Genomic DNA, 23,322 nt, shown 5'->3' on the forward strand with positions numbered 1-23,322 from the left:
CCGGAGCGTGGGCCGGGGCCTCAGCTCAGCTTCTCCTGGGCGGCGACGGTCGCGTCCTCCAGCTGCTTCGCCAGCTGGTCGGGGGCGACATCGCCGGACATGAGCCCGACGCTGCCCTGCCAGATGTACTTCGTGTAGATGTTCACGTCGATCGCCTGGTCGTTGAACAGCGCTGCACCGTCCGGGCCGGCATCCGCGCTGAACCCGTTGACGTCCGCGAAGAGGGTCTTGAGCACCGGGTCGTCGACCTTCACGGCCGAGGTGTCGTAGTTGTACGGGATGGTCTTGAACTGGGCGCCCGCCCAGCTCGCGAGGGTGGCCGGCCGGGTGAAGTACTCGAAGAAGTCCGCGATGTCGTCCTTGGCCGCCTTCGGGCTGGCGATGATGGTCTCGTTCGCCAGCGTCACCTCCTTGCTGTTCCCCTTGCCGCCGGAGACCGGCGGGAACAGCACCACGCCGATGTCGAACGACGGCTTGCTCTGGCGGATCGTCGACAGGAACCACGACCCCATCTCGTAGAAGGCCGCTTTGCCGCCGAGGAACGCGCTGTCGGCGGTCGCAGCGGCCTCGCCGAGGAACCCCTGCTGGAACAGCGGCTTGAAGGCGAGGTAGTCGTCGAAGGAGCCGACGACGTCGTCGTCCGTCCACTTGATTGCGTCCGCCGCTCCCTTGACCACGGTGCGGTTGTACAGCTCGGTCGCGCCCGTCGAGCCGAGGCGCCGCTGCACGAGGTCGTTCAGGTAGTGCCCGCCCGGCCACTGGTCCTTCGCGCCGATGACGAGCGGCGTTCCGCCGGCCTTCTTGATCTCCTGCATGGCCGCGATCCAGGACGTCGTGTCGGTGATGTCGGAGAGGGAGATCTTGTACTTCTTGAGGTAGTCCTGGTTGACCCAGACGCAGTTGCCGACGCTCGCGCCGGCAGAGAGCCCCCAGACCTTGCCGTTCAGCACGGATCCTGCGGTGGCTCCGGCCTGCACCCGGCTCGCGAGCTTGCCCTTCGTCAGCGAGGTCAGGTCCGCGAGCACCCCCGCCGCCGCGAGGTTGTAGACCTCGGGTCCGGAGATGTCGGTCGCGAGCGACGGCGGGTTGCTGGACGAGTAGGCGTTGCGGACAGCGGGCTGGTAGGTGTCGCCGCTGTTCGGCTGGGTCTGGTTCTTGACCTTGATGCCGGTCGACTTCGTGAACGCGGCGAAGAGCGCGTCGGCGTTCTTCTTGGAGATCGGATCCGACCAGCGGTTCATGAACGTGAGCGTGCCGGACCCCGCCACGCCGCCTGAGGCAGATCCGGGGGAGCAAGCGGCGAGCAGTGCGGCGGTGCTGGCGCCGAGGGCGACGGTCCCCCCGAGGCGCAGCGCGCTGCGCCTCGTGAGACCGGAGTGGAGGGACGTGCTGTGCTGCATGGTGATGCTCCTTGGTGGTGTGGCTCGTCGTTGAGGTGGATCGAGGAGAGGGTCAGGCCTGCACGGCCCACCGCGCGGCGTTCCGAAGCAGCGCGCGGAAGGGCTCGGATGCGAAGTCGTCGGGGTGTCCGAGGGTGGTGACGAACGTCCGCCGGCCGTCGTTGAACCCCGACCACGCGACCGGTGCGGGCTCCGCCGCGGTCTCCGGATCGACCGGTACGCCCTGCAGCAGCGGCGTCGCCCAGGCGGCGAGGTCGACCGTGTAGAGCCAGGACCGGGATCGGAACCATCGAGGGACCCCGTCGAGCAGGTCGTCCCGACCGGGGACGGTCGTGACGTCGGTGCTGGACGAGTGACCGTGGTGTCGGACCCAGGGGGAGCCGAGGACGTCCCGTCCGAACGCGTCTCCCCAGCCGGCGAAGGAGGAGGTCGCCGGCAGACGGAACGCGTGCGTGGCCGTGCGGACCCCGATGACGGCTCCTCCTCGACGCAGGTACTGCGCGATGGACTCGATCTCCTCGTCGGCCAGGTTCCGGAACCGCGTGTAGATGATCAGCAGATCGGCATCGTCGAGGACGCCGAGGTCGCCGAAGGTCGAGCGGGGGAACTCGGGGGTGTCCTCGAGCACGTCCGGCGTGCGCACGTGGAGCCGCGCGCCGATGCCCGCCGCGATGTCCGCCGCCAGCGGCGGCATCGTGAGCTGGGAGTCGTACTCGGGCTCGCCGGCGAGCAGGACCATCTCGGTCATGCCGTCACCTCGTCCGCACCGAAGGGGTGGACGAGCACCTTCCCGCAGGCGCCGGTGTCCTGCAGGTCCATCGCCACTGCGATGTCCTCCAGCGCGAAGCGGTGCGTGATGATCAGGTCGATGGCGTCGTGCGCCCGTCGGATGGTGCGCCACATCTCCTCGAGGTGGACCTGGTGGTTCCAGTGCCAGCACCCGTGGATCTCGACGCCGAGCGGCACGAGATTCGGCAGCTGGACTGCCTCCGTCCACGCGACGATGCCGACCCGACCGAGAGGCCTGATACCAGCGACGAGCGCGCCGGCAGCGCCAGGGGCGCCGCTGGTCTCGATGCCGGCATCAGGACCGCGACCGTCGACGTTGCGGAGCTCCTCCGCGACCGATCCGAGCATCGGGTCGATGACGGTGTCCGCCCCGAGCTCGCGGGCGAGCGCAGCCCGGAACGGATGCGCTTCGACGACGACGGTCCGCGCACCGCGGAGGACGGACTGCGCGACGGCACCGAGGCCGACGGGGCCGCTTCCGGAGACCGCGACGATGTCGAGCGCGCTCGTTCGCAGGCGGTGGTGCGCGGTGAAGGTCGGGCCGAATCCGCAGCAGGCCATGGCCGCGTGCTCGAGAGGGATGTCGTCGGGCACCGGCAGCAGCAGCCAGTCGGGCTTGAGCACGTACTGCGCGATCGTGCCCGTGCCGTGCGCCGACCCGGATTCGGTCAGCACGTCCCGCTGGTTCGGGCAGTGGATGTGGTCGCCCTGCCGGCACACCCAGCACGCCCCGCACGCGAACTGCGGCATGACGACGACCCGCTGACCGACGGCGACCAGCTGCGACGTCCCGGCGTCGACGACGACGCCGGCTGCCTCGTGACCGAGGTCGGTACCGAGCCGACCCGCTCGCCTGTCCTTCGACTCGGTGCAGAGCGGTGCCACGAGGACCCGGACGACCACCAGGTCACCTGCGGCGCGTGGCGCGTCGTGGTCGACGACCGTGATCGACCCCGGGGCCGTGATGGATGCGGCTCTCATCGCACACCCCGGACGGCGAGGCCGTCGCGGAGACCGCGGACGAACGGCACGGCGTCGCGCCCGTCGCGATCGACTTCCGGCCAGAAGCAGAAGTCGACGGTCCACCAGGGCAGCGCTGAGGCAGCACAGCCGAGCGCGTCGAGGACGGCCGGGAAGTCGACCGCGCCGGCTCCGAACGGGAGGTGCTCGCTCGTCTCGTCGTCATGCAGGACACCGACGCTGTCGATCAGGTGGAGGTGACCGACGTGGTCGCGCAGCATCTGCGCGTACTCGACGACCCCGCCGGGGAGGATCTCCGGCTCGGGTCCTTGACGGCCTCCGGCGACGGCCCCGGTGTAGGCGTGCGAGGTGTCGAAGAGCACGCGGAAGTTGGGGTGGTCGATCTCGTCGAGCAGCCGGAGGACGTCGCTCGGTCGGTTGATCCAGAAGCCGGGCTCGAACTCCCAGATCAGCTGGACCCCACGATCCGCGCTGCGGTCCGCTGCTCGACGCCAGGTCGAGACGAGGTGAGCGAATCGCGTCTCGTCGACCGGGCCGGGCGCACTGACCGTGTCCACCCGGAGGAGCGGGATCCCGATCCGCTCGCAGAAGTCGAGACAGCTGTCGATCCGCTTCAGGTAGTGGCGTTCCGATGACAGCGCCGGAGGCGTGGTCGTGAGATCGGGCGCGAACCCGGAGACGCTCAGACCGTTCTCTGCGAGCAGCGTCCGCATGGCCGCGACGTCTTCGGGGAGGACGACGTCCCGGTCGTGCGGGTGGGGCCGGAAGCCGTTGATCTCGACGCCGTCGTAGCCGGCTGCCGCAGCCCATCGGCAGATCCGCGGGAAGTCCCACGGGTCACCGGCGAACGGACCGAACGCGAACGCCCATGTCCCGAAGGAGAGCGACGGCGCCGAGACGGCGCTCCGGGCGGTGGGTGGTGAGGCGAGCTGGTCGGTCACAACCATCTCCTTCCGCGTCGGTGCGACTGTGCTCGATGGTAGGAGCGTCGGAGCGGTCGACACATTGCACGAAGCGGGCAAGGAGTGGGATGTTTCATGCAGGGCGGTACAAAACTGCCGTTGCGGAAGGGATCGAGGCAGGAGATTCATGACGGCGACTGGGACGGTGCGCGCAGAGGACCTCGGACCGGCGCTGCTCGGTCTGTTCGAGACGGCCGACGACATCTACGTCTTCGTGAAGGACGCCGACCGACGCTTCACGGCGTGCACGACACCGTTCGCCCGATTGCTGGGCTTCCAGCAGCCGCAGCAGCTGATCGGCCTGCGGGACGAGGACGTCTCGCCCGACTACCTCGCCGAGCACTACCGGAAGAACGATGAGGAGCTCATCGCCAACGGCGGCCGGTTGGTCGATGCCGTCGAGCTCGTCCGGAACGTGGACGGGTCCTACGGCTGGTACCTGACCACCAAGTCCGCGATCGTCGACGACTCCGGAGTCCCCACCGGCCTGGTCGGCCAGACGCGACCGTTCGCTGAACGGCGCTCGCCGGAGCAGGGTATCCGCGGACTGACCGGCGCGATCGAGGTCATCTCGAAGCGCTACGCGGAACCGATCAGCGTCGTCGACATGGCGAACGCCGTGTCGATGTCCACGAGCAACTTCAACCGTGCGTTCCGCTCGCATTTCGGCACGACCCCGTACCAGTACCTGCGGGGAGTGCGGCTGATGGCCGCCGCGGATCTGCTCTCCACCACCGCGCTCTCGCTCGCCGAGATCGCCTCGAGAACGGGCTTCTACGACTCCAGCCACCTCGCCCGCACGTTCCGCGAGGACCGGGGGATCACGCCCGCTGGGTATCGGCGCGCATCGCGATGATCAGCGGACCCCGCGCCCTCGCCGTCAGAGCCGGGGGTCGATCGGATCGGACTCGAGGGCGAGCGTCGCGAAGACCGCCTCGTGGACGCGCCACAGCGGCTCGCCCGCGGCGAACCGGCGCAGGCCCTCGAGGCCGAGCGCGTACTCGCGCGCGGCGAGCGAGCGCTTATGACCGGTGTCGCGCTCGCGGAGGCGCGTCAGGTTCGCCTCGTCGGTGGAGTCGGGGCCGTAGATGATGCGGAGGTACTCGCGGCCGCGGACCTTGATGCCCGGCTGCGCGGCGCCCTTCGCCGTGCGGGTCAGGTTCGCGAACGGCTTCACGACCATGCCCTCGCCTCCCGCCGCCGTGAGGTCCAGCCACCAGTCGACGGCCGCCGCGACGCTCGACTCGTCGGTCAGGTCCGCGCGGAGGCGCCGCGTCGGCTGCACCAGGTCCGGCGCCGCGGCGGCGAGCCGGTCGGCGATGCCGAGGTGCCAGCCGTGGTCGCGCTCCTCGAACGTCGTCGAGCCGGCGGCCAGCACCTGGAACGGGGCGAGCCGGACCGCGCCGGCGTCGCCGACGTGGCGCCGGTAGGCGTCCCGGAACAGGCCGAGCCCGTCGCGGCGGCGGTCGATCCGGCCGGCGAGGTCGCCGACGTCGAGACCCCGGGCGGAGGCGCTCCGCAGCACCTCCGCGGTCGCGGTCGTCGCGGTGAGGCCGGAGGCGGCGACGGAGGCGTACAGGTCGCGGATCAGCGCCCCGGCCTTCAGCGACCACGGCAGCAGCTCCGCGTCGAGCAGCACCCAGTCCGCGTCGAGCTCCGCCCAGATGCCGGCGGTCTCGAGCGCGCCGTCGAGCTCCGCGAGCACCCGCGCCTCGACCTCCGCGTCGTCGAAGAACGGGCGGCCGGTGCGGGTGTGCACGAGCCCGCGACTCCCGGGAGGCAGCGCGAACCGGGCGGGGTCGCGGGCGACCAGCACGACCGCCCGGGAGCCCATGTGCTTCTCCTCGCACAGCACGTCGGTCACGCCGGCGTCGCGGTACGCGCGGAACGCCTCCGCGGGGTGCTCGAGGAACCCCGGGACCGCGGAGGCGTTCGGCGGGGACATCGTCGGCGGGATGTAGAGCAGCCGCCGGGGGTCGACCGCCCAGCGGCTCATCACCTCGAGGCCGCCGGCGGTCTGCTCCTCCCGCACCGTGATGCGCCCGTGCGTGCCGGTCTCGACGAGCAGCTTGCCCTGCACGTCCTCGAGGCGCAGCCGGCCCGGCTCCCGTTCGGTGCCGGGCGTGACGAGCGGGCGGACCGGCTCGTACCAGACCTGCTGCGCGGGCACGGAGACGACCTCGCGCTCCGGGTACCGCATCGCGGAGAGGGCGCCGCCGAACACGGCTCCGGTGTCGAGGCAGGCGGTGCCGTTGACCCACTCCACCGCCGGCACGGGGGTGTGCCCGTAGAGCACGGCGGCCTCCCCGCGGTAGTCCTGCGCCCACGGGGAGCGGACCGGCAACCCGAACTCGTCGGTCTCGCCGGTCGTCTCGCCGTAGAGCGCGAACGAGCGGACCCGGCCGGAGGCGCGGCCCTGGTACTGCTCCTTCAGCCCGGCGTGCGCGACGACAAGGCGCCCCTCGTCGAGCACGAGGTGCGCGACGAGCCCCGAGCAGAAGTCGAGCACCCGCTGCCGGAACTCCGGTCCCTCCGCCTCGAGCTGGGCGAGCGTCTCCGCGAGGCCGTGCCCGGTCTGCACCTTCGCCCCGCGCAGCGCCTTCACCAGCTTGTCCTCGTGGTTGCCCTGCACCATCAGCGCGTGGCCGGACCCGACCATGCCCATCACCAGCCGCAGCGCGCCGACGACGTCAGGACCCCGGTCGACGACGTCGCCGAGGAGCACCGCCGTCCTCCCGTCGGGGTGCGCCGCGTCGATCGCGCGGCCGGCGTCGTCGCGGACGATCAGGTAGTCCAGCCGGGCGAGCAGCGCCTCCAGCTCGCCGAGGCAGCCGTGCACGTCGCCGATCGCGTCGAACGGCCCGGTGTCCCAGGTCCGGTCGTTCAGCAGCGGCTCGCGGACGAAGGTCGCGGCCTCGATCTGCTCGACGCCGGACAGCACGTGGACGCGGCGGAACCCCTCCCTCCCGAGGCCGCGGAGGCCCCGGCGCAGCTGGTCGGACTGCCGCCGGACGACCTGGGCGGGGATGTCCCGGTCGGTCCGCCGGGCGTTGCGCTCGACGGCGACGGCTTCGGGGACGTCGAGCACGATCGCGACCGGCAGCACGTCGTGCGCCTTCGCGAGCCCGATCAGCCGGCGGCGCGACTCCGGCTGCACGCTGGTCGCGTCGACGACCGTCAGCAGCCCGCGGGCGAGGCGGATCGCGGCCACGTGCTGCAGCGCGTCGAAGGCGTCGGCGGTCGCCGCCTGGTCGCTCTCGTCGTTGCCGACCATCCCGCGGAACCGGTCGCTCGACAGCGTCTCGAACGGGCCGAAGTGCTGGGCCGCGAACGCGGACTTGCCGGACCCGGAGACGCCGACGAGCACGACCAGGCAGGTCCTCGGGATCGCGTACCGGGTCGGCGCTGCCTCGGTCATGCGGCCGCCTCCCGCTGGAACAGCGCGAGCTGGGTCGGAGCCCCGAGCGCCGCGTCCTCCGCGCCGACCGGGCGGTAGGACACCCGATAGCCGTGACGGGAGGCGATCCCCTCCGCCCAGGCGCGCAACTCGGCGCGGGTCCACTCGAAGCGGTGGTCGTCGTGCCGGCGGTCGCCCGCGCGGAGGCCCGGGTAGAGCGCGTTGTACTCGGCGTTCGGGGTCGTCACGACCACGGTCGCGGGGTGCGCGGCGCCGAACACGGCGTCCTCCAGCGCGTCCAGGCGGGAGGGGTCGACGTGCTCGATCACCTCCATCAGCACCATCGCGTCGAGGTCCGCCAGCGACGGATCGCGGTACACGACCGACCCGTGCCGCAGGGCGATGCGCTCCCGCTCCGCGTCGGAGGCCTGCGCGAGGCCGAGCACCCGCGCCGCGGTCTCGAGCGACCGGGCGGACACGTCCACGCCGACGATCCGGCGGAACGTGCGGTCCTTCGCGAGCCGGGCCAGCAGCGCGCCAGGGCCGCAGCCCATGTCGACGACGCTGGAGGCGCCGGCGTCGTGCAGCGCCTGCAGCACCGCGTCCGCGCGCTGCGCCGCGAGCGGGCGGTCCCGCGGGGCGGCATCGGTCGCCTCCACCGCCTGCTCGACCAGCGCCCGCTGGTGGAGCAGGTAGCGGCGGGCGATGAGCGCGCGCTCGGGGTGGTCGTCGAGCCAGCCCGAGCCGTTGCGCTCGAGCTTGTCGACCTCGTCGTCGCTGACCCAGTAGTGCTTCGTGTCGTCGAGCACGGGCAGCAGCACGTACACCTGCCGCAGCGCGCGGGCCAGCGGCATCCGACCGCGCAGCGTCACGGACCGGTACCGCGACGCGCCCCACGCCGGGTACGCCGGATCGAGCGGCACCACGGTCTCCCCGACCGCCCACCCGCAGGGCTCGAACAGCCGGCGGACCAGGTCCTCCTCGGAGCCGCGGACCGCGACGACGGGCACGCTGATCGTCAGCGGCAGGTCCGCCGCGGCGAGCTCCGGGAACGCGTCGCTGCGCCCGGTCATCGCGGTGCGGAACACGGTGCCGAGCGCCACGGCGAGCATGCTGGAGGCGACGTACGGCCGGTCGTTGATGTAGTGGCCCAGCGCGCCGGGATCGCTGCGGAACCGCGTGCTGCGCGCGAGCGCGATCGGGTCCACCTCCAGGACCACCGCTGCGGTGCACCGCTTCTCGGAGGACTCGGGGTAGAGCACGTGCACGTCGCCGACCGGCGCGCTGAAGCGCTGCACGCGGTCGGGGTGCTTGTGCAGCAGGTGACCGAGCGCCGTGGCGTCCGCCTGCGAGTCGGGATCGGGCTCGTACGAGACGGTGAGGATCACGCGCGGCACCTCCCGGGGACGACCTCCCGAGCCTATTCGGCCGGTCCGCGCACCCACGTCCGGAAGAAGGCGGTCGCCGCGCGGCGCGCCGCATCCGGGCTCGGCCGCGCACCGACCCGGCTGAGGTGCTCCTCCGCCGCGGCGAACTCGTGCAGCACGAACGCGGAGACCTCCGCCGGCACCGAGCCAGCACCCGCCTCCCGGGTCCGCGCCTTCCGCTCGATCAGCTCGGCGACCCGCGCGCGCAGCGATGCCCCGACGTCGGACTGCTCGATCAGCGACGGCAGGTCCATCGGCGGCACCCCGTCGGCGGAGTGCACCCGCAACCAGCGCAGCGACGCGGCCGCCCGCAGCGCGTACATGCGCGGCTTCAGCCGCCCGCCGTCGACGTCGCCGGGCCACTGCAGCCGCCCGACGTGGAGGTGGTGCGCGCGCACCCGGTCGAGATCGAAGACCTCCTCGGCGAGCGCGAGGAACGCATCCCGGAACGCCGCGTCGCCGCGGTACACGATCGGCGACCGCAGCCACTCGCCGACGGTCGCGTTCCCCTTCACCAGCAGCCGCACCGCCTTGACCAGGTCCCAGCCGTTCACGTCGAAGACCGGATCGGGCGGCAGCTCGATCACGTCGCGGGGCAGCCACGGGCTGAGGTAGCGCTCGGCGGGGTGCGCGTAGACGAACCGGCAGTCGTAGTCGCTGTCCGGCGACGGGAACCCCCACGCCCGGCTGCCGCTCTCGATCGCCCAGAGGATGCGCACGCCGTCGCGCCGCTCGACCTCGTCGAGCTGCGCGTCGATGCCCGCGACGACCTGCGGGGCGAGGGTGTCGGGGACTGCGCGCACCCTTCGGAATGTAGGGGAGGTGAGGGGCCCGAGAGTCGCGGCCACCTCATCGTCGGCTCAGAAATCTCCGAGTCGCGCACCCGCCGCGAGCAGCTCGACGACCGTATCGGCGACCAGGGTGGTGGGTCGGGTGGCATAGATCCGGGCAGCACCGGTCGATACGTGGAAGTACCGATGCGTGCTCCGCGCCCTGAGTGGCAGCGTCGGACACGAGCTCGGTGCGGCACGTGAACGCGTCGAGATCCTCGAGCACGGGGGTGCGGAACGGGGCCGTCGCGGCGCCCGGCCGGACGCCCGCGACCGCGCGGGTCTCGAGCGCGACCGCGACGGCTCATCAACCGAACCCTCTCGATCGTCTGGAGACCTGATGACTGATCCTTCGACTGCGCCGACCGTCGTGCTCGTGCACGGCGCGTTCGCCGACAGCTCCGGCTGGAACGACGTGATCACCGAGCTGCTCGGCGCCGGGGTCCAGGTGCGGGCCGTGCCGAACCCGCTGCGCGGCATCGAGATCGACTCCGCCTACGTCGCGGGCGTCTTCGCGAGCATCCCGGGACCGGTCCTCGCCGTCGGTCACTCCTACGGGGGCGCCGTCATCACCAACGCGAGCGAGCGGTCGGACAACGTGATCGGTCTGGTCTACGTCGCTGCCTTCGCGCCGGACGAGGGCGAGACGTTGCAGGACATCGAGGCCGGATCGACCGACAGCGTCCTGAACTCCGTGCTGGTCCCATCGCCCTACCCGGCCGGCGACGGCAGCTCGCAGACCGAGCTGTGGATCTCCGCCGAGGGCTTCCACGACGCCTTCGCCGCCGACCTCCCGATCGCGCAGACGGACGTCATGGCGCGCACGCAGCGCCCCGTGTCCGCACTCGCCTTCAGCGAGCCGAACGGGGTCCCGGGGTGGCGGACCCGGCCGTCCTGGGCCGTCGTCGCGACGGGGGACCACGCCGCCGGCGCCGACGCGGTGCACCGGATGGCGGAACGGGCGAACGCGACGATCGTGGAGGCCGAGGGCTCCCACGTGATCATGATCTCCCAGCCCCACGTCGTCGCGCAGACCATCCAGGAGGCCCTGCACTCCGTGATGGCGCCGGCTTGACGAGCGCACCTGCACGGAGGGAGCACCGGAAGCGGTCGATCGGGTAGCGATCGGCCGCTTCGGTCGCGCCGAGCGACCCGGTGCCGCGCCGAGTTCCGGCGGGCACACTGCTAGTCGTGACCAGTTCGCTCAGGCTGGAGAGGAGCACCCGCGCGGGCGGGCGCGGCGGGACCAGGCGGTCGTTCCTGGACTTCGTCGTCGACGGTGACTCCCTCGCGGATCGACTGATCGCCTTCGAGGGTGGGGCGAACCTGATGTCGGGCTACGTCCCCGTGCTCGTCCTCGACTGGCCGACCGGGTCGCCCGCCGAGGACTTCCGCCGTCTGGCAGGGGAGTCGCCGACGCCGCTGCCGAGCGGCCGGGTGCCGATGTACATCTGCGCCGAGTGCGGCGACCTGGGTTGCGGCGCCATCACGGCGATGATCGAGCACCGTGCGGACACCGTGGTGTGGCGGGACCTGGGGTACGAGAACGACTCCGAGCCCTTCGACCCCGATGGGATCATCACCGAGGTCGGCCCAATCGTCTTCGACCGCTCGGACTACCTCCAGGTCCTGACGACGTCCCGCGACAGGTGGTCGAGCGGCCGGCGACCGTGAGACGAGAGCGTCAGAGCGACCGCGTCGTCCGGGGGAGAGATCGGTACCGATGATCATCGACGACAGCGCTGCCCTGGTCGTCCACTGCATCGACGCGCCTGCGGCCGCGGTGATCGCGATCCTCGGGATCGAGCCGGCGCGCGTATGAAGGGGCGTTCGATGGTGAGTCCCGCGAGGGCGGGACCCCTGTCCCTGGAACCGGGCGGGGGACGACCGGGAGCCTTGGGAACGACCGCATCGGGCGGTCGGACCTGGAGGGACACATGTACCGGAAGCTCGTCCTCATCGTCGGCGCGATCTGCCTTATCGTCGGCCCGCTCGGCGATCTGCTCTGGGGGGTCGTCTCCCCGGTGGGGGAGGCGGCGAGCGCGAAGGCGAGCGTCGCCGCGATCCTGGCGGACCCCGGCGCCGATCGAGCCGCGGTGTGGCTGGACCTCGCGATCCTCCTGCTCATCCCCGCGGCCTTGTTCGTGGGCCGGGTGCTGCAGGCGTCGGTGCGGCCGCTCGTGGGTGTCGGCAGCGGGCTGCTGTTCCTCGGTTCGCTGCTGTTCACCTACAGCCTCGGGAACGACGTCGTGCTGCTCGCGGCGTCCCAGACCGACGGAGCGGCGACGGCGCAGGCGTTCGCCGAGTCGGGCGTGGTGTCGCTGACGACGATCCTGGCGATCGTGCTGCAGTTCGTCGGGGTCGTGCTGCTGGGGATCGCCGCGCTCCGCAGCCGCCTGATCCCGGTGTGGGCCGGCGTCTTCCTGATCGCCTGGAACCCGGTGCAGGTCATCGGGACGGTCATCGGCGTGAAGCCCGTCGAGAGCCTCGGTGACGTGCTGCTGCTCGCCGCCTACGCGGCGGTCGCCGTGCGGCTGATCCGCCCCGTCGCGGGCGCCGTGGCGGCCCCGCGGACCGCCCGCATCCCGGCTGCCGCCGATCACTAGGCTGCGCGCGTGATCGCCAGGAAGGCAGCCGACATCGTCGCCGCGATCGCCGTCTTCCTCACGCTCGTCGCGGTCGCGGCGGTGCTGCAGCGTCCGGATCCGGCGTCCGTCCTCACGGCCGTCGTGCTCGCCGCGGCGGTGTCGGTCCCGCTCGTCGGGGCGGCGGCCGTGCGAGGGGAACGGCGCAACCCCGTCGGGTGGATGCTCCTCGTCACCGGCATCGCGCTGCCGGTCGTGCTGGCGGCGAACGCGCAGGTGACGATCGAGCCGTCCGCGTCGATCTGGATCTACTGGATCGAGGGCTGGCCGGCGACCGTCGCCCTCGACACGATCCCGCTGCTGGCGCTGCAGCTCTATCCGGACGGCCGGACCCTGTCTCGCCGATGGAACTGGCTGCTCTGGGCAGGCGCGCTCGTCTTCGGCACGCAGATCCTGGGAGAGCTGTTCGCGCCGATCATCTGGGACACCGCGATCGCCAACCCGACGGCGCTCTCCGGAGCGGCGGGCGACCTGGCGGACGCGCTCTCGCTCGGGATCGTGTTCGTGCCCGTGATCGCGACCCTGTCGGCGATCGTCGTGACCGTGCGGTGGCGGCGGGCGCGGGCCGCGGCGATCAGCGGCGTGCCGTTCGGGCTGATCGCGGTCGCCGGATGGCTGGTCGCCGCCAGCTGGTGGGTCTGCATCGTCGTATCCACGGCGACGGGCAACAGCGACGCCGCGACCGTCCCCGAGCTGGCGGGCGTGCTCGCCGTCGGCGTCGCCGGCTGGATCGGCATCCGGCGGTACGGCCTCTTCGACACGCGCGCCGTTCTCGGTCGGGGCCTGGTGTCGGTGGTCCTGGGCGTGTGCGTGGTCGGCGTCTACCTCGGCGTCGCGTGGCTGGTCGAGCAGCTGACCTCCGGGTCGCTGGGTCCCGCCCTCGGCGTGCTCGCTGCGGTCGCGGTCGCCCTCCCGCTCTGGCGGGTCCTGCAGACGGCGGCGAGCCGCCTCCTGTTCGGCGACCGCGACGATCCCGTCCGCGTCCTGGAGCGGCTCGGCGCACGGGTGGCGGACGTGTCGGCACCCGACCGGCTGCTGCCGGACGCGATTGACGCGATCCGGGACGCCCTGCGCCTCCCCGGCGTGGAGCTGGTGGCCGGGTCGCTGCGGATCGGCGCCGTGCCGCCGTCCGCGACGGTGGAGGAGTTCCCGCTGCTGTTCGCGGGGGAGCGGATCGGGGAGCTGCGCGCCGCGCATCGCGAGCAGGGCGACCGGTTCCGCCCGGCCGAGCGCAGCGCGCTCACCGTGCTGGCCTCCCAGCTGTCCGGCGTCGCGCAGGCGATCGCGCTGACCGTGGATCTGCGTCGCTCCCGGGAGCGGATCGTGGTCGACCGCGAGCGCGAGCGCCGTCGGATCACCCGCGACCTGCACGACGGCCTCGGTGCGCGGCTCGGCAGCCTGGTGCTCGGTCTCCAGCGCGCTCGCACCGCGATCGACACCGCGCCGAGCAGGGCGAGCGAGCAGCTCGACGAGCTGACTGAGCAGGTCCGCGACGCGCTGGAGGAGGTGCGGCGGCTCGTCTACGAGCTCCGCCCGCCCGCGCTCGACGAGCTGGGGCTCGTCGGCGCCCTCGAGGAGCAGGCGCGGCGGCACGGGGACGTCGAGGTCGTGGCGCCGGCACCGCTCGGATCGCTGCCCGCTGCGGTCGAGGTCGCCGCCTACCGCATCGTGGTCGAGGCGATGACCAACGCGGCCCGCCACGCGCCGGGCGCGCGCACCACGGTGCGCATCGATCGCGACGGTGGCGAGGTGGTCCTCCGGATCTCGGACAGCGGCCCCGGGATGCCGGAGGGGTTCCGCGCCGGCGTCGGCATCCGCTCGATGCGCGAGCGTGCCGCCGAGCTCGACGGAGCGCTGTCGATCTCGACCCAGCGGGACGGCGGCACGCTCGTGCACGCGCAGCTGCCGCTCGTGGAGGCGTGATGGCCGCCGTCCGGGTGCTCGTCGTCGACGACCAGGAGATCTACCGCGTCGGGTTGCGGACGATGCTGCAGGAGGCGGACGCGGTCGAGTTCGTCGGCGAGGCGGCGAACGGAGCCGCGGCCATCGACGCGTGCGCGGCATCAGCGCCGGACGTGGTGCTCATGGACATCCGGATGCCGGGGGTCGGCGGTGTGGAGGCGACCCGCGCGATCGTCGCCGCCCACCCCGGCATCGCGGTGCTGATGCTCACGATGCTGGAGGACGACACCTCGCTCTACGCCGCGCTCCGAGCGGGCGCTCGCGGCTACCTGCTGAAGGGGGCGGGGCCGTCGCAGATCGCGCGAGCGATCCTGGCGGCGCACGACGGCGACACCGTGATCGGCTCGGGCGCCTCGGATCGGCTGTCCGCCCTGTTCCGCACCGAGGAGCCCCTCCGCCGCTCGCCGTTCCCGACGCTGACCCGCCGCGAGCTCGAGATCCTCGAGCTCGTCGCCTCCGGCGCCAGCAACAGCACGATCGCGTCCCGGCTGTTCCTGAGCGACAAGACGATCCGCAACAACCTCACGTCGATCCTCGCCAAGCTGGAGGTGCCGGACCGGGCAGCTGCGATCGTGGCCGCTCGCGAGCGCGGGGTTGGGGTTGCCGGCGCGCCGAAGGGGATCTGAGGCGCGGGGACAGTGGTCGTGTCGAGCCTTGCGAATCGATGCCCCGGCCGCTTTGAAACAATCTTGATTCCAGTGATCGGTCGTGCGAACGATGCGGAGCCCGGGACGCGCTGCCCGTCGTTCCGAGCGTGTTTAAGCATCTGATCGTGCGCAGTCAGAGAGTCGAACGCGGACGCAAAGGTTCTACCGATACTCGGGACATTGCGCTGACCGATAACAACCCTGACTACTTTACGTATCGGTGATCTTACGGAATCGCGGCGCATTGCAGGACGTTCCGCGTTGTTGTGAGAACTCCCGGATCGTGCAGGCTGTCTCAGGGAACGGGCGTGCAATGCGGCAGTAATTCGATACCTTGGCCGACTGTGACATAACCGGAGGCGTGAACACCCGTCGTCATGCCCGTTGCGAGGATATTGGATTAGCGAAGCAGTCATGCGCCGAGTTCTCAAGGAGAGATTCGCGCGTATGCAACCGATGCGCGAGGGACACCACACGAGCCGACCGCGATCACCGCGTGCCCACGGCCTCGCTACGTTGACCTTGCAGACTGCCGCAACTGCTGTTGGAGCCGCGTCCGCATGCGCTCCCGGCGCTGCTCGTAGAAGGAGAGGAATTGCGCCAAGTCGAGAGGCAGGCCCTCCAGGTCATTGCTGTGCTCGTAATGGCGGCGTTGGTCGGTGTCGACGAATGCCTCTTGCATCCAATCTGCTGGCGACTTGTCTTGCTTCTCGATATTGACGGTGCCACCGAGGAGTTGCAAATTCGGCAAGGAGTTGAAGCGTTCGCGGAACGCGATGACATCGTCGGCTGCTATGCCAGCGTTGCGGAGGCGCTGCTCCGTGAATCGGGACTTGGGGAAGACGTGATCCTGATGGAACTGCTTCGAGAGGTCTAGGCCAGGGTATAGCAGCGTGAGCACGGTGAAGGTGCGCTGGCCGCCGTACTTCATGCGCAGAAGCTCGTCGATATCGGTGTCATCGAACCGCAGGGACTTGCCAAGGGTGGTCAATTCCTGTTCCAGGGACTCGGAAGGGAATACCCCTGGTTCTGCACCGTCGATAGCTTGGCGCAGGCGGGAGAGCAGGGTGTCCAGACCAGATCCCCAAATCCCCTGCTTCAGCAGGGAGCGGGTGACCCACCGTTGCACCGCTTTTCGATCGGGTGCCGCAGCGCTGGACTCAAGGTAGTGAGTCCCGTGCTGCGAGCGTGCTAGGTAGTAGGCAATCGGGATGATGACGCTGTCAGCCGTGAGTGTCTGCGTCGTGTAGCCGAAACTCGCCAGCAACGACGCTGATCCCAGTAGCGCGCGCTCCGTTCTATCCCAATTCGCTTCGACCTCGGCCATGTTCTCGCGAGTGAAGTTGCCGACGCGAAACGCGAGGTTGACGCCTGCGACCATCAGCGCCGTTTTCAATACGACGTCCTTGGAAAAAGCAAAATCGCGTGAGGCGCCGTGGTTGATCTCTTGTACGAGGTCGCGGACTTCCTCCCGCGCGTCGCGGGCTGTCCACTGATTTGTGGCCATCGACAGCAGGAGGTCGGAGTAGGAAAGCGAGGTTCCGCCGCTGTTTACCCGCACGAAGATGTCCAGCACCTTGTCGGCGCTCTGGTCCTTCTCCAAGTACCAGTTGATCGGCCGCTTCGTACGGAACGCGTCGAAAAGCGCGTAGAGCCGGGTGAATGGCTCGGCGATGTCGGTGATGCCGCGGCGAGTGAGCTCGAGCATCATCGCCGGACCGGCGTCGGCAAGCGTCAGTACATCGCCGACGGGAAACCAGCGATCGGGCTCGCCGACGACGGGCTGCGCGTCCTTGTCTGCGAGAAATCGCAGATCGTAGAGCAGGCCGAGCTCCTCGTGATCGGGAGCGTCCATGAGGTTGAGGTAGAGCCGCCGCTTCGGGTACGCGTCCGGGTTCGTGTGCCAGACGCGTGCCCGCTTCTCTGCGTGCGACCCGTAGACCGCGATGTTGAGGGACGTCAGGCGCTGCTGCCCGTCTAACACCGCCATCACACCGTGTCCCGTCGGCACCACGGCTTTTGTGGCGAAGGGGGCGTCCCGCTCGTGGAAGTTGGTGATGAAGTCGTAGAACTGGAAGTGCTGCGCGGTCGCCGGGGATACGTCCCATAGGAGGAACGATCCAATTGGGTAGCCGCGCATCAGGCTGTCTACGAGAGTCCGAATCTGGTGAGGTCTCCAGACGAACTCGCGCTGGATCGCGGGTAGCAGGTACCGCTTCTCGTGGATGCCGCTGAGCATCTCCTCAACCGTAACCGGCGTCTGGAACGCCATGCTGCCTCCCCGTGGTCCTCGCTGACCTACTCAATGAATGGTACGACCCGCGCTAGCGCCAGGTCTCGACAGTGCCTCCACCTGGAGGGAATCGCTCGGAGCGCAGTGGGCGTCTGCGAGTCCCGGCTTCGCGTGACTGGCCTGGCTGAGCGTGCCCCCGCAGGAACTCGAATCCGGATCTGAGGGTCTCACTGGATCGCAGGAGATGGAAGAAGATGGTTGAGACCAGGCATTTCCGAATTGACGCTTCGTGTCGAGATCGCGTGAGATCGCGGCGTGTCGCAGGGCGTTGTGGGGTTTGTGTGGGGGCTCCGCCCAGACGAAGCGCCTGATCGGCAGTCGGCTTGCGCTAGCGACGCAGGTTCTAGGGCACCGACGATCGTTCAGTCCGGGCTGTCCCGCATGCGGAAACACTATTTTGGTGTTGCGCGGCGAGCCGCCCGATGGTGCGGAGCTCGACCCGGCCGGCGCGCCCCCGATCGTCCTCGCGTCTCAGCACCGAAGCGCTTGACGCGCTACCAGATTGCTCGCATGAGTGAGGGACCCCGAACCTGCCGGGTACCGCAGGACAAGTTCGCACCCTCGCCGTCCGCCTGTCGGACGACATCAGGGCACAGCTCGATGTCATCGCGCAGCTCAACCAGCGTTCAGTGACCGAAAAGAGTCTGCGTCGCTCTGGAGGCGTGGATTGAGCGCAGCAACGCCGACCGGTCCATGCTCGCTCGCGCTGACGCCGTCCGTGCCGACATCGAGAAGGTGGACGAGAACCGGCGCATCTCGATCGAGAGCGGGGCGCAGAGCCGGCGCAACGCGATCGAGGCCATATGCGCGACGGCGCCCACTCCGGCGCCTACCAAGGCCAGCCCGGCCAAGAAGGACGACGCGTCGAGGTAGCGAGCGCAACCGTTCGGACCGAGCGCGTGAGGGCACTGACTCTCCGCCTCGGTCCGGAGAACCGGGTCAGGCTCCAGCTGCTCGCGCAGTGTGCGAGGGACAAGGGGACCCTCGTCCGGTTCCTCTGCTACACCGGACTCCGCTGGGGCGAGGCGGTCGCGCTGCACGTCCGCGACATCGATCAATACAAGCGGCGTATCTCGGTCGTCGAGAACGCGGTCCGCGTCGGCGGGATGATCATCGTCGGCACGCCCAAGTCGCACCACGCCCGTCGTGCGCCGGTGCCGACTTTCCTGATGACCGAGCTCGTCGCGATAATGCGCGACCGCAAGGGAGAGGCGCTGGTGTTCGGCGACGGCGTTCGCCACCTGAACTAGCCGACGGTGCACGGCGGCTGGTGGGTGCAGGCGATCGCGCGGGCGCAGGAGATCGATCCGGCGTTCCCGAAGCCGACGATCCACGACCTCCGGCACACGGCGGCGAGCCTCGCGGTGAGTGCCGGCGCGAACGTGAAGGCGGTGCAGCGGATGCTCGGCCACGCCTCGGCCGCGATGACGCTCGACGTGTACGCAGACCTTTTCGACGAGGACCTCGAGTCGGTCGCGACCGCCCTCGATGACGCCCGCACCGCAGCGGGAGTCGGCGTGCCCGCTCAAGAACCTGTGGGGTTTTTGTGGGGGGCTGGGCATTCTCCGACATATCGGAAGGCGAGCAGAGCCCGTACTTCCGGGCATCGGGGACTATCGCTGAGTGTGCCCCCGCAGGGACTCGAACCCTGACTGCGGCGATTTTAAGTCGCCTGCCTCTACCGATTGGGCTACGGGGGCCCGGCGCCGCAAGCCTAGGGAGGCCTCCTCGCCGGCAGCGAGAGCCTGTCCGTTTCGGGCGCAATTGTCCCTTTGCGGCACATCAGGGCGCGCCGTTCCATTGAGCGGAAAGTGCCTGGTCGAAAACGGGATCGAGTGTCGGAGGGGCGTGCTGCAATACGGGCATGAACCGGAGCGCGACCACCCTCGTGGAGGAGGTCGAGGCGTACGCCCACCTGTTCGACGCGGTGTCGGTCGGCGGGCGCTTCGAGGACTCGGCGTCCGATGGGCCGATCCGGCTGTCGAGCGATCCGCAGCTGCTGCAGGCGTGCACCGCGGCGAGCCGGGCTCGGCGGCTGATGGAGGCGGAGCAGGTGAAGCTCGCCGGCGAGATCGCCGAGCGCAGCGACCGGATCCGCAACGAGCCCCTGGCTGCCCGCATGGGCGCCTCCGGGCCGGCGGACCTCGTCGCCCAGACCGCGGGCGTCCCGCGGGAGCAGGCCTGGGCGATGATCCGGGTGGCGGAGGCGATCCGGCCCCGGGAGTCCCTGAGCGGCGGAGCCCTTCCGGCGGAGCGGCCGCACGTCGCGGCGGCGTTCGAGGCGGGGCTGCTCGACCTGACCGTGGCGGCGGCGCTCGTGCGCACCCTGCGCACGGTGGCGCCGGCGCTCAGCTCGGCGGAGGTGCTGGAGCTCGAGCGGCAGCTGGTCGACCGCACGCAGGAGGGGTACACGGCCGACGAGCTGCTCGCCTTCCTGCGGCGCGTGCCCACCCACGCGAACCCGGAGGGGATCGGGCGGCGCTTCGACGCCCAGGTCGCGGCGGCCTCGGTGACCAAGCGGAACCTCGACAACGGCCTCACCCGGTGGGTGCTCGACCTCGACGCGCTCACCAACGGGTTCTTCCAGGCCGCACTCGACGCGAACACGTCGATCCGGCGGTTCCGCCTCGAGATGGGCGACGGTCCGCACCTGGACGAGGACGACCGTCGGCCGCTGGCGAAGCGTCGGGTCGACGGCGTGGCCCGGATGGCGAAGCGGGCCGTCAAGGACGACGACGGCCAGGTCTGCGGCACCGCGGTGACGCTGCTGGTCACCATGACGGAGGAGGCCCTGCGGACCGGGGCCGGCGCCGCGACGATCCTCGGCTGCAACGAGGACATCCCCGCCTCCGTCGCCCGGATGCTCGCCGCCGAGGCGGAGATCATCCCCGTCGTGCTCGGCGGGAGGTCGCAGGTGCTCGACTTCGGGACGGGGCGGCGGTTCTTCTCCGAAGCCCAGCGAAGGGCGATGGCGCTGCGCGACCAGGGGTGCGCCGGGCCGTGCTGCGACAACCCGCTCGCCTGGTGCGACGCCGCCCACATCCGCCCCGCCGGGTACGGCCGCACCTCGATCGACAACGGCATCCTGCTCTGCTGGCGATGCCATTTGCTGCTCGACGAGCACGGCTGGCAGGTCGACCGCGACGACGGGCGATGGTGGTGGACCCCGCCGCCCTGGATCGATCCCACCGGTCGACGCAGACCGGGTGGACCCATCCCGCCCGTGCCCGCCGCTGCGTGACGGACCGGTGGCCTGCGAAGTCAACCCGGTGCCGCCGAGCGTCCGCACGCCTACGGTGCCGCGCAGGGCGCACCCACCGGGGACGAGCGCGCCCGGGAGGCGGGGTCGCACGGTGACGGACATGCGCAGGCCGGGCGGCGGCCGCCTCACTCGCATCACCGACGGGGTGCACCAGCTGACGCACGCCGGGGTGAACAGCTACCTGCTGGAGGAGGAGGGGCGCGTCACCGTCGTCGATGCCGCCCTGCCGCGCACGTGGCCGCTGCTTCGGCTCGCCCTCGACGCGATCGGCCGGGGGCTGCAGGACGTCGAGGCGATCGTGCTCACCCACGCGCACTTCGACCACGTCGGGTTCGCCCGCCGGGCGCACGTGGAGCTGGGGGTGCCGGTGTACGCGCACCGCATCGAGCACCACCTCGCGGCGCACCCCTACGACTACGCGCACGAGCGGTCCCGGCTGCCGTACCCCCTCCTCCATCCCCGCGCGCTGCCCACGCTGGCCGCGATGGCGCGCGCCGGCGCCCTGCGGGTGCGGGGCATCGACGACGTGCTCGAGCTCGTGCCGGGGGAGCGGCTCGACGTGCCCGGCCGTCCGAGCGTGCTGTTCGTGCCCGGCCACACCTTCGGGCACTGCGCGCTGCACCTCGCCGACCGGGACGTCGTGCTCACCGGGGACGCCCTCGTCACCCTCGACCCGTACACCGGGCGGCGCGGCCCGCGCATCGTCGCCGGTGCCGCGACGGCCGACAGCGTCGCCAACCTGCGGTCCCTCGACGCGATCGCGGCGACCGGTGCGCGCATCGTGCTGCCCGGCCACGGCGACCGGTGGACCGAGGGGGCGGCGGAGGCGGTCGCGCTCGCCCGCGCGGCCGGGCCGGCCTGACCTACCCTGCGCAGATGGCTCAGGTGCTCCGGATCGGCGACGCGGACGAGGGCCTGCTGGCCGTGGTGGCCGGGGAGGCCCGGGAGGCGGTCCGCGGCGGGGTGCCCGCGGCGATCCGGTTCGCCCGCACCCTCGGCGACCGGTCGGTGCTGCCGGGCAGCGGCGGGACGGCCGACTCCCTCTCCGTGCTCGCCACGGTGGCGGCGGCCGATCTCACGGTCGCGCGGGTCGTCGAGCCGCACCTCGACGCGCTCGCGATCCTCGATCAGGCGGGGGAGGCGCCGGCCGCCGGCGGGTACGGGGTGTACGCCGCCGAGCGACCCGGCCTCGAGCCGGTCCGGGCCGACGGCGGGACCCTGACCGGCACCAAGCCGTGGTGCTCGCTCGCGGGCGGCCTCGACCGGGCGCTGATCACCGCTGTGGAGCGCGGGCAGCGCCGACTCTTCGACGTCGACCTGCACGCCGAGGGCGTGCATGCCGTTCCGGGCATGTGGGTGTCGCGCGGGCTCGTGGCGGTGGACAGCGGCGACCTGCGGCTCGACGGGGTCCCCGCGACGCCGGTCGGCGAAGCCGGGTGGTACCTCGCCCGGCCCGGGTTCGCCTGGGGCGGCATCGGCGTCGCGGCGTGCTGGTACGGCGGCGCGGCGGGGCTCGCGACCGCGCTCATCGCCGCGGCGAGCAGGCGCACGCCGGACCAGATCGGCCTCGCCGCCATCGGGGAGGCGGACCGCCTCCTCTGGGCGGCGCGGGGAGCGCTCGAGGGCGCCGCGGCTCGGATCGACCGCGGGCGAGCGACGGGGGAGGCGGGCGCGCTGCTCGCCGCCCGCGTGCGCGGCGTCGTCGCCGATGCGGCGGAGCGGGTGCTGGTGCTGGTCGGCCGCGCGCTCGGCCCGGCGCCGCTGACCTTCGACGAGGACCACGCCCGCCGCGTCGCCGACCTCACCGTCTACCTCCGGCAGCACCACGCCGAGCGGGACGACGCCCGGGCGGGCGAGGCGCTGCTCTCGGCCGGAGGGACGTGGGGGTGAGGCGGCGAGCCCGGCGACCTCCGACGCGCCGCACGTAGGCTCCGGCCATGCAAACCGCCGTGTGGGTCTCGATCGCGGTCGTCGTGGTGCTGCTCGTCCTGCTGGCCCTGTACCTGTGGGTCGCCCGCAACTCGCTCGTCACGCTGCGGGTGCGGGTCGACGAGGCGTGGCGCGACATCACGGTGCAGCTGCAGCGCCGAGCCGACCTGATCCCCGGCCTGGTCGGGGCCGTGCGGCAGTACGCGGCGCACGAGACGGTGGTGTTCGAGGCGGTCGCGGGCGCGAGGGCCGAGTCGCTGGCTGCGGCGTCCCCCGGCGACGCGACGGTCGCGGAGAACCACCTGCAGCAGGCGCTGCGATCGGTGTTCTCCGCGGCGGAGGCGTACCCGCCGCTGCAGGCGAGCCCCGAGTTCCTGCAGCTGCAGGGGGAGATCGCCGACACCGAGGAGAGGATCCGGGCGTCGCGCCGCTTCTACAACGGCGGCGTCCGCGAGTTCAACACGAAGATCCAGGTGTTCCCGAACACCCTGTTCGCGCGGCGGCTCGGCTTCGAGCAGCGGGAGTTCTTCGAAACCTCCGACGCCGCCTCCGTCGCCGAGCCGCCGCGCATCCAGTTCTGACGGGTCAGCTGCTCGCAGCCAGCTCGTGGCTGATCGCGTTCGGGCCGTCGTACTCGCGGTCGGGGATGTTCCCCAGCGCGTCGAGGATCGACTGGTCGGCCCCGGACTCCTTGGCGGTCGAGAGGATCGTGTCCTTCGAGACCGGGTAGTCCATCCCGCCCAGGTGCTTCTGGACCTCGATCGGGTTCGGCATGTCGGCCATGGGGTTCCTTCCTGT

General features: G+C 71.3%; 22 protein-coding genes and 1 tRNA gene. 13 read left to right on the plus strand and 10 right to left on the minus strand.

Features of this window, described 5'->3' with window-relative positions; genetic code table 11:
* Positions 1-20: 20 nt before the first annotated feature.
* From ACFE60_RS00745 to ACFE60_RS00760, 4 genes are read right to left on the minus strand one after another with little or no spacing between them, the layout of a single operon-like run.
* Positions 21-1,400, minus strand: coding sequence for an ABC transporter substrate-binding protein (locus ACFE60_RS00745; protein WP_375386916.1), 1,380 nt, complete (start codon positions 1,398-1,400; stop codon positions 21-23).
* Between the two features lie 52 nt (positions 1,401-1,452).
* Entirely contained in the window at positions 1,453-2,148 is a 696-nt protein-coding gene (locus ACFE60_RS00750) for a ThuA domain-containing protein (protein ID WP_375386917.1), read from the minus strand.
* Positions 2,145-3,170: a zinc-binding dehydrogenase gene (locus ACFE60_RS00755; RefSeq protein ID WP_375386918.1), complete on the minus strand. Its 1,026-nt coding sequence runs from the start codon at positions 3,168-3,170 to the stop codon at positions 2,145-2,147. The genes ACFE60_RS00750 and ACFE60_RS00755 overlap by 4 nt, the downstream gene beginning before the upstream one ends.
* Positions 3,167-4,111, minus strand: coding sequence for a sugar phosphate isomerase/epimerase family protein (locus tag ACFE60_RS00760; protein WP_375386919.1), 945 nt, complete (start codon positions 4,109-4,111; stop codon positions 3,167-3,169). The genes ACFE60_RS00755 and ACFE60_RS00760 overlap by 4 nt, the downstream gene beginning before the upstream one ends.
* A gap of 148 nt (positions 4,112-4,259) precedes the next feature.
* Between ACFE60_RS00760 and ACFE60_RS00765 the strand changes: the two genes are divergently transcribed.
* Positions 4,260-4,988, plus strand: coding sequence for a helix-turn-helix domain-containing protein (locus tag ACFE60_RS00765; protein WP_375386920.1), 729 nt, complete (start codon positions 4,260-4,262; stop codon positions 4,986-4,988).
* Positions 4,989-5,012: 24 nt separating this feature from the next.
* Here the strand turns inward: ACFE60_RS00765 and ACFE60_RS00770 are convergent, their stop codons facing one another.
* Genes ACFE60_RS00770 through ACFE60_RS00780 form a run of 3 tightly spaced genes read right to left on the minus strand, consistent with a single transcriptional unit; the run spans position 5,013 to position 9,759 of the window.
* Positions 5,013-7,550: a polynucleotide kinase-phosphatase gene (locus ACFE60_RS00770; RefSeq protein ID WP_375386921.1), complete on the minus strand. Its 2,538-nt coding sequence runs from the start codon at positions 7,548-7,550 to the stop codon at positions 5,013-5,015.
* The gene (locus ACFE60_RS00775; RefSeq protein WP_375386922.1) at positions 7,547-8,917 is read right to left on the minus strand and encodes a 3' terminal RNA ribose 2'-O-methyltransferase Hen1; all 1,371 of its coding nucleotides are present in this window, start codon (positions 8,915-8,917) and stop codon (positions 7,547-7,549) included. The genes ACFE60_RS00770 and ACFE60_RS00775 overlap by 4 nt, the downstream gene beginning before the upstream one ends.
* A gap of 32 nt (positions 8,918-8,949) precedes the next feature.
* The gene (locus tag ACFE60_RS00780; RefSeq protein WP_375386923.1) at positions 8,950-9,759 is read right to left on the minus strand and encodes a DNA polymerase beta superfamily protein; all 810 of its coding nucleotides are present in this window, start codon (positions 9,757-9,759) and stop codon (positions 8,950-8,952) included.
* Positions 9,760-10,126: 367 nt separating this feature from the next.
* On the opposite strand from ACFE60_RS00780, the gene ACFE60_RS00785 reads away from it, so the two are divergent.
* The 5 genes from ACFE60_RS00785 to ACFE60_RS00805 all read left to right on the plus strand — a co-directional run bounded on the left by ACFE60_RS00785 (position 10,127) and on the right by ACFE60_RS00805 (position 15,019).
* Positions 10,127-10,861, plus strand: coding sequence for an alpha/beta fold hydrolase (locus tag ACFE60_RS00785; RefSeq protein ID WP_375386924.1), 735 nt, complete (start codon positions 10,127-10,129; stop codon positions 10,859-10,861).
* Between the two features lie 116 nt (positions 10,862-10,977).
* On the plus strand, positions 10,978-11,460 hold the full coding sequence (locus tag ACFE60_RS00790) for a hypothetical protein (protein ID WP_375386925.1): 483 nt from the start codon (positions 10,978-10,980) through the stop codon (positions 11,458-11,460).
* A 263-nt stretch (positions 11,461-11,723) separates the two neighbouring features.
* Positions 11,724-12,392, plus strand: coding sequence for a hypothetical protein (locus ACFE60_RS00795; RefSeq protein ID WP_375386926.1), 669 nt, complete (start codon positions 11,724-11,726; stop codon positions 12,390-12,392).
* A 9-nt stretch (positions 12,393-12,401) separates the two neighbouring features.
* Complete coding sequence (locus tag ACFE60_RS00800) at positions 12,402-14,354, plus strand: sensor histidine kinase (RefSeq protein WP_375386927.1); 1,953 nt, start codon at positions 12,402-12,404, stop codon at positions 14,352-14,354.
* Positions 14,354-15,019, plus strand: a complete 666-nt coding sequence (locus tag ACFE60_RS00805) for a response regulator (protein WP_375386928.1) — start codon at positions 14,354-14,356, stop codon at positions 15,017-15,019. Before ACFE60_RS00800 ends, ACFE60_RS00805 begins: the two co-directional genes overlap by 1 nt.
* A 532-nt stretch (positions 15,020-15,551) precedes the next feature.
* On the opposite strand, the gene ACFE60_RS00810 is transcribed toward ACFE60_RS00805, so the two are convergent.
* Positions 15,552-17,312 (minus strand): DUF262 domain-containing protein, encoded by a 1,761-nt coding sequence (locus ACFE60_RS00810; protein WP_375386929.1) that lies wholly within the window; start codon positions 17,310-17,312, stop codon positions 15,552-15,554.
* Between the two features lie 714 nt (positions 17,313-18,026).
* On the opposite strand from ACFE60_RS00810, the gene ACFE60_RS00815 reads away from it, so the two are divergent.
* Genes ACFE60_RS00815 through ACFE60_RS00825 form a run of 3 tightly spaced genes read left to right on the plus strand, consistent with a single transcriptional unit; the run spans position 18,027 to position 18,985 of the window.
* The gene (locus ACFE60_RS00815; protein WP_375386930.1) at positions 18,027-18,206 is read left to right on the plus strand and encodes a hypothetical protein; all 180 of its coding nucleotides are present in this window, start codon (positions 18,027-18,029) and stop codon (positions 18,204-18,206) included.
* Between the two features lie 26 nt (positions 18,207-18,232).
* Entirely contained in the window at positions 18,233-18,583 is a 351-nt protein-coding gene (locus ACFE60_RS00820; RefSeq protein WP_375386931.1) for a hypothetical protein, read from the plus strand.
* Positions 18,584-18,607: 24 nt separating this feature from the next.
* Entirely contained in the window at positions 18,608-18,985 is a 378-nt protein-coding gene (locus ACFE60_RS00825; protein WP_375386932.1) for a tyrosine-type recombinase/integrase, read from the plus strand.
* Here ACFE60_RS00825 and ACFE60_RS00830 read toward each other — a convergent pair.
* A tRNA-Leu gene (locus ACFE60_RS00830) sits at positions 18,960-19,033 on the minus strand. The genes ACFE60_RS00825 and ACFE60_RS00830 overlap by 26 nt on opposite strands.
* A 164-nt stretch (positions 19,034-19,197) precedes the next feature.
* On the opposite strand from ACFE60_RS00830, the gene ACFE60_RS00835 reads away from it, so the two are divergent.
* The 4 genes from ACFE60_RS00835 to ACFE60_RS00850 all read left to right on the plus strand — a co-directional run bounded on the left by ACFE60_RS00835 (position 19,198) and on the right by ACFE60_RS00850 (position 23,105).
* Entirely contained in the window at positions 19,198-20,574 is a 1,377-nt protein-coding gene (locus ACFE60_RS00835) for a DUF222 domain-containing protein (protein ID WP_375386933.1), read from the plus strand.
* A gap of 121 nt (positions 20,575-20,695) precedes the next feature.
* A complete protein-coding gene (locus ACFE60_RS00840; protein ID WP_375386934.1) occupies positions 20,696-21,457 on the plus strand; it encodes an MBL fold metallo-hydrolase in 762 nt (253 codons plus the stop codon).
* A 14-nt stretch (positions 21,458-21,471) separates the two neighbouring features.
* Positions 21,472-22,485 (plus strand): acyl-CoA dehydrogenase, encoded by a 1,014-nt coding sequence (locus ACFE60_RS00845; RefSeq protein WP_375386935.1) that lies wholly within the window; start codon positions 21,472-21,474, stop codon positions 22,483-22,485.
* Positions 22,486-22,532: 47 nt separating this feature from the next.
* Positions 22,533-23,105: a LemA family protein gene (locus tag ACFE60_RS00850; RefSeq protein ID WP_375386936.1), complete on the plus strand. Its 573-nt coding sequence runs from the start codon at positions 22,533-22,535 to the stop codon at positions 23,103-23,105.
* 4 nt (positions 23,106-23,109) lie between these two features.
* On the opposite strand, the gene ACFE60_RS00855 is transcribed toward ACFE60_RS00850, so the two are convergent.
* Positions 23,110-23,307, minus strand: a complete 198-nt coding sequence (locus ACFE60_RS00855; RefSeq protein ID WP_375386937.1) for a DUF2795 domain-containing protein — start codon at positions 23,305-23,307, stop codon at positions 23,110-23,112.
* Positions 23,308-23,322 lie beyond the last annotated feature (15 nt).

The sequence above is a fragment of the uncultured Amnibacterium sp. genome, assembly GCF_964245895.1.
In the GTDB taxonomy this organism is placed as follows: domain Bacteria; phylum Actinomycetota; class Actinomycetes; order Actinomycetales; family Microbacteriaceae; genus Amnibacterium.

Coding starts and splice junctions, on each gene's coding strand:
- ACFE60_RS00765 (WP_375386920.1), top strand. CDS start 4,260: ATGACGGCGACTGGGACGGTGCGCGCAGAGGACCTCGGACCGGCGCTG.
- ACFE60_RS00850 (WP_375386936.1), top strand. CDS start 22,533: ATGCAAACCGCCGTGTGGGTCTCGATCGCGGTCGTCGTGGTGCTGCTC.
- ACFE60_RS00810 (WP_375386929.1), bottom strand. CDS start 17,312: ATGGCGTTCCAGACGCCGGTTACGGTTGAGGAGATGCTCAGCGGCATC.
- ACFE60_RS00835 (WP_375386933.1), top strand. CDS start 19,198: ATGAACCGGAGCGCGACCACCCTCGTGGAGGAGGTCGAGGCGTACGCC.
- ACFE60_RS00755 (WP_375386918.1), bottom strand. CDS start 3,170: ATGAGAGCCGCATCCATCACGGCCCCGGGGTCGATCACGGTCGTCGAC.
- ACFE60_RS00840 (WP_375386934.1), top strand. CDS start 20,696: ATGCGCAGGCCGGGCGGCGGCCGCCTCACTCGCATCACCGACGGGGTG.
- ACFE60_RS00855 (WP_375386937.1), bottom strand. CDS start 23,307: ATGGCCGACATGCCGAACCCGATCGAGGTCCAGAAGCACCTGGGCGGG.
- ACFE60_RS00815 (WP_375386930.1), top strand. CDS start 18,027: ATGCTCGCTCGCGCTGACGCCGTCCGTGCCGACATCGAGAAGGTGGAC.
- ACFE60_RS00785 (WP_375386924.1), top strand. CDS start 10,127: ATGACTGATCCTTCGACTGCGCCGACCGTCGTGCTCGTGCACGGCGCG.
- ACFE60_RS00745 (WP_375386916.1), bottom strand. CDS start 1,400: ATGCAGCACAGCACGTCCCTCCACTCCGGTCTCACGAGGCGCAGCGCG.
- ACFE60_RS00770 (WP_375386921.1), bottom strand. CDS start 7,550: ATGACCGAGGCAGCGCCGACCCGGTACGCGATCCCGAGGACCTGCCTG.
- ACFE60_RS00805 (WP_375386928.1), top strand. CDS start 14,354: ATGGCCGCCGTCCGGGTGCTCGTCGTCGACGACCAGGAGATCTACCGC.
- ACFE60_RS00795 (WP_375386926.1), top strand. CDS start 11,724: ATGTACCGGAAGCTCGTCCTCATCGTCGGCGCGATCTGCCTTATCGTC.
- ACFE60_RS00750 (WP_375386917.1), bottom strand. CDS start 2,148: ATGACCGAGATGGTCCTGCTCGCCGGCGAGCCCGAGTACGACTCCCAG.
- ACFE60_RS00845 (WP_375386935.1), top strand. CDS start 21,472: ATGGCTCAGGTGCTCCGGATCGGCGACGCGGACGAGGGCCTGCTGGCC.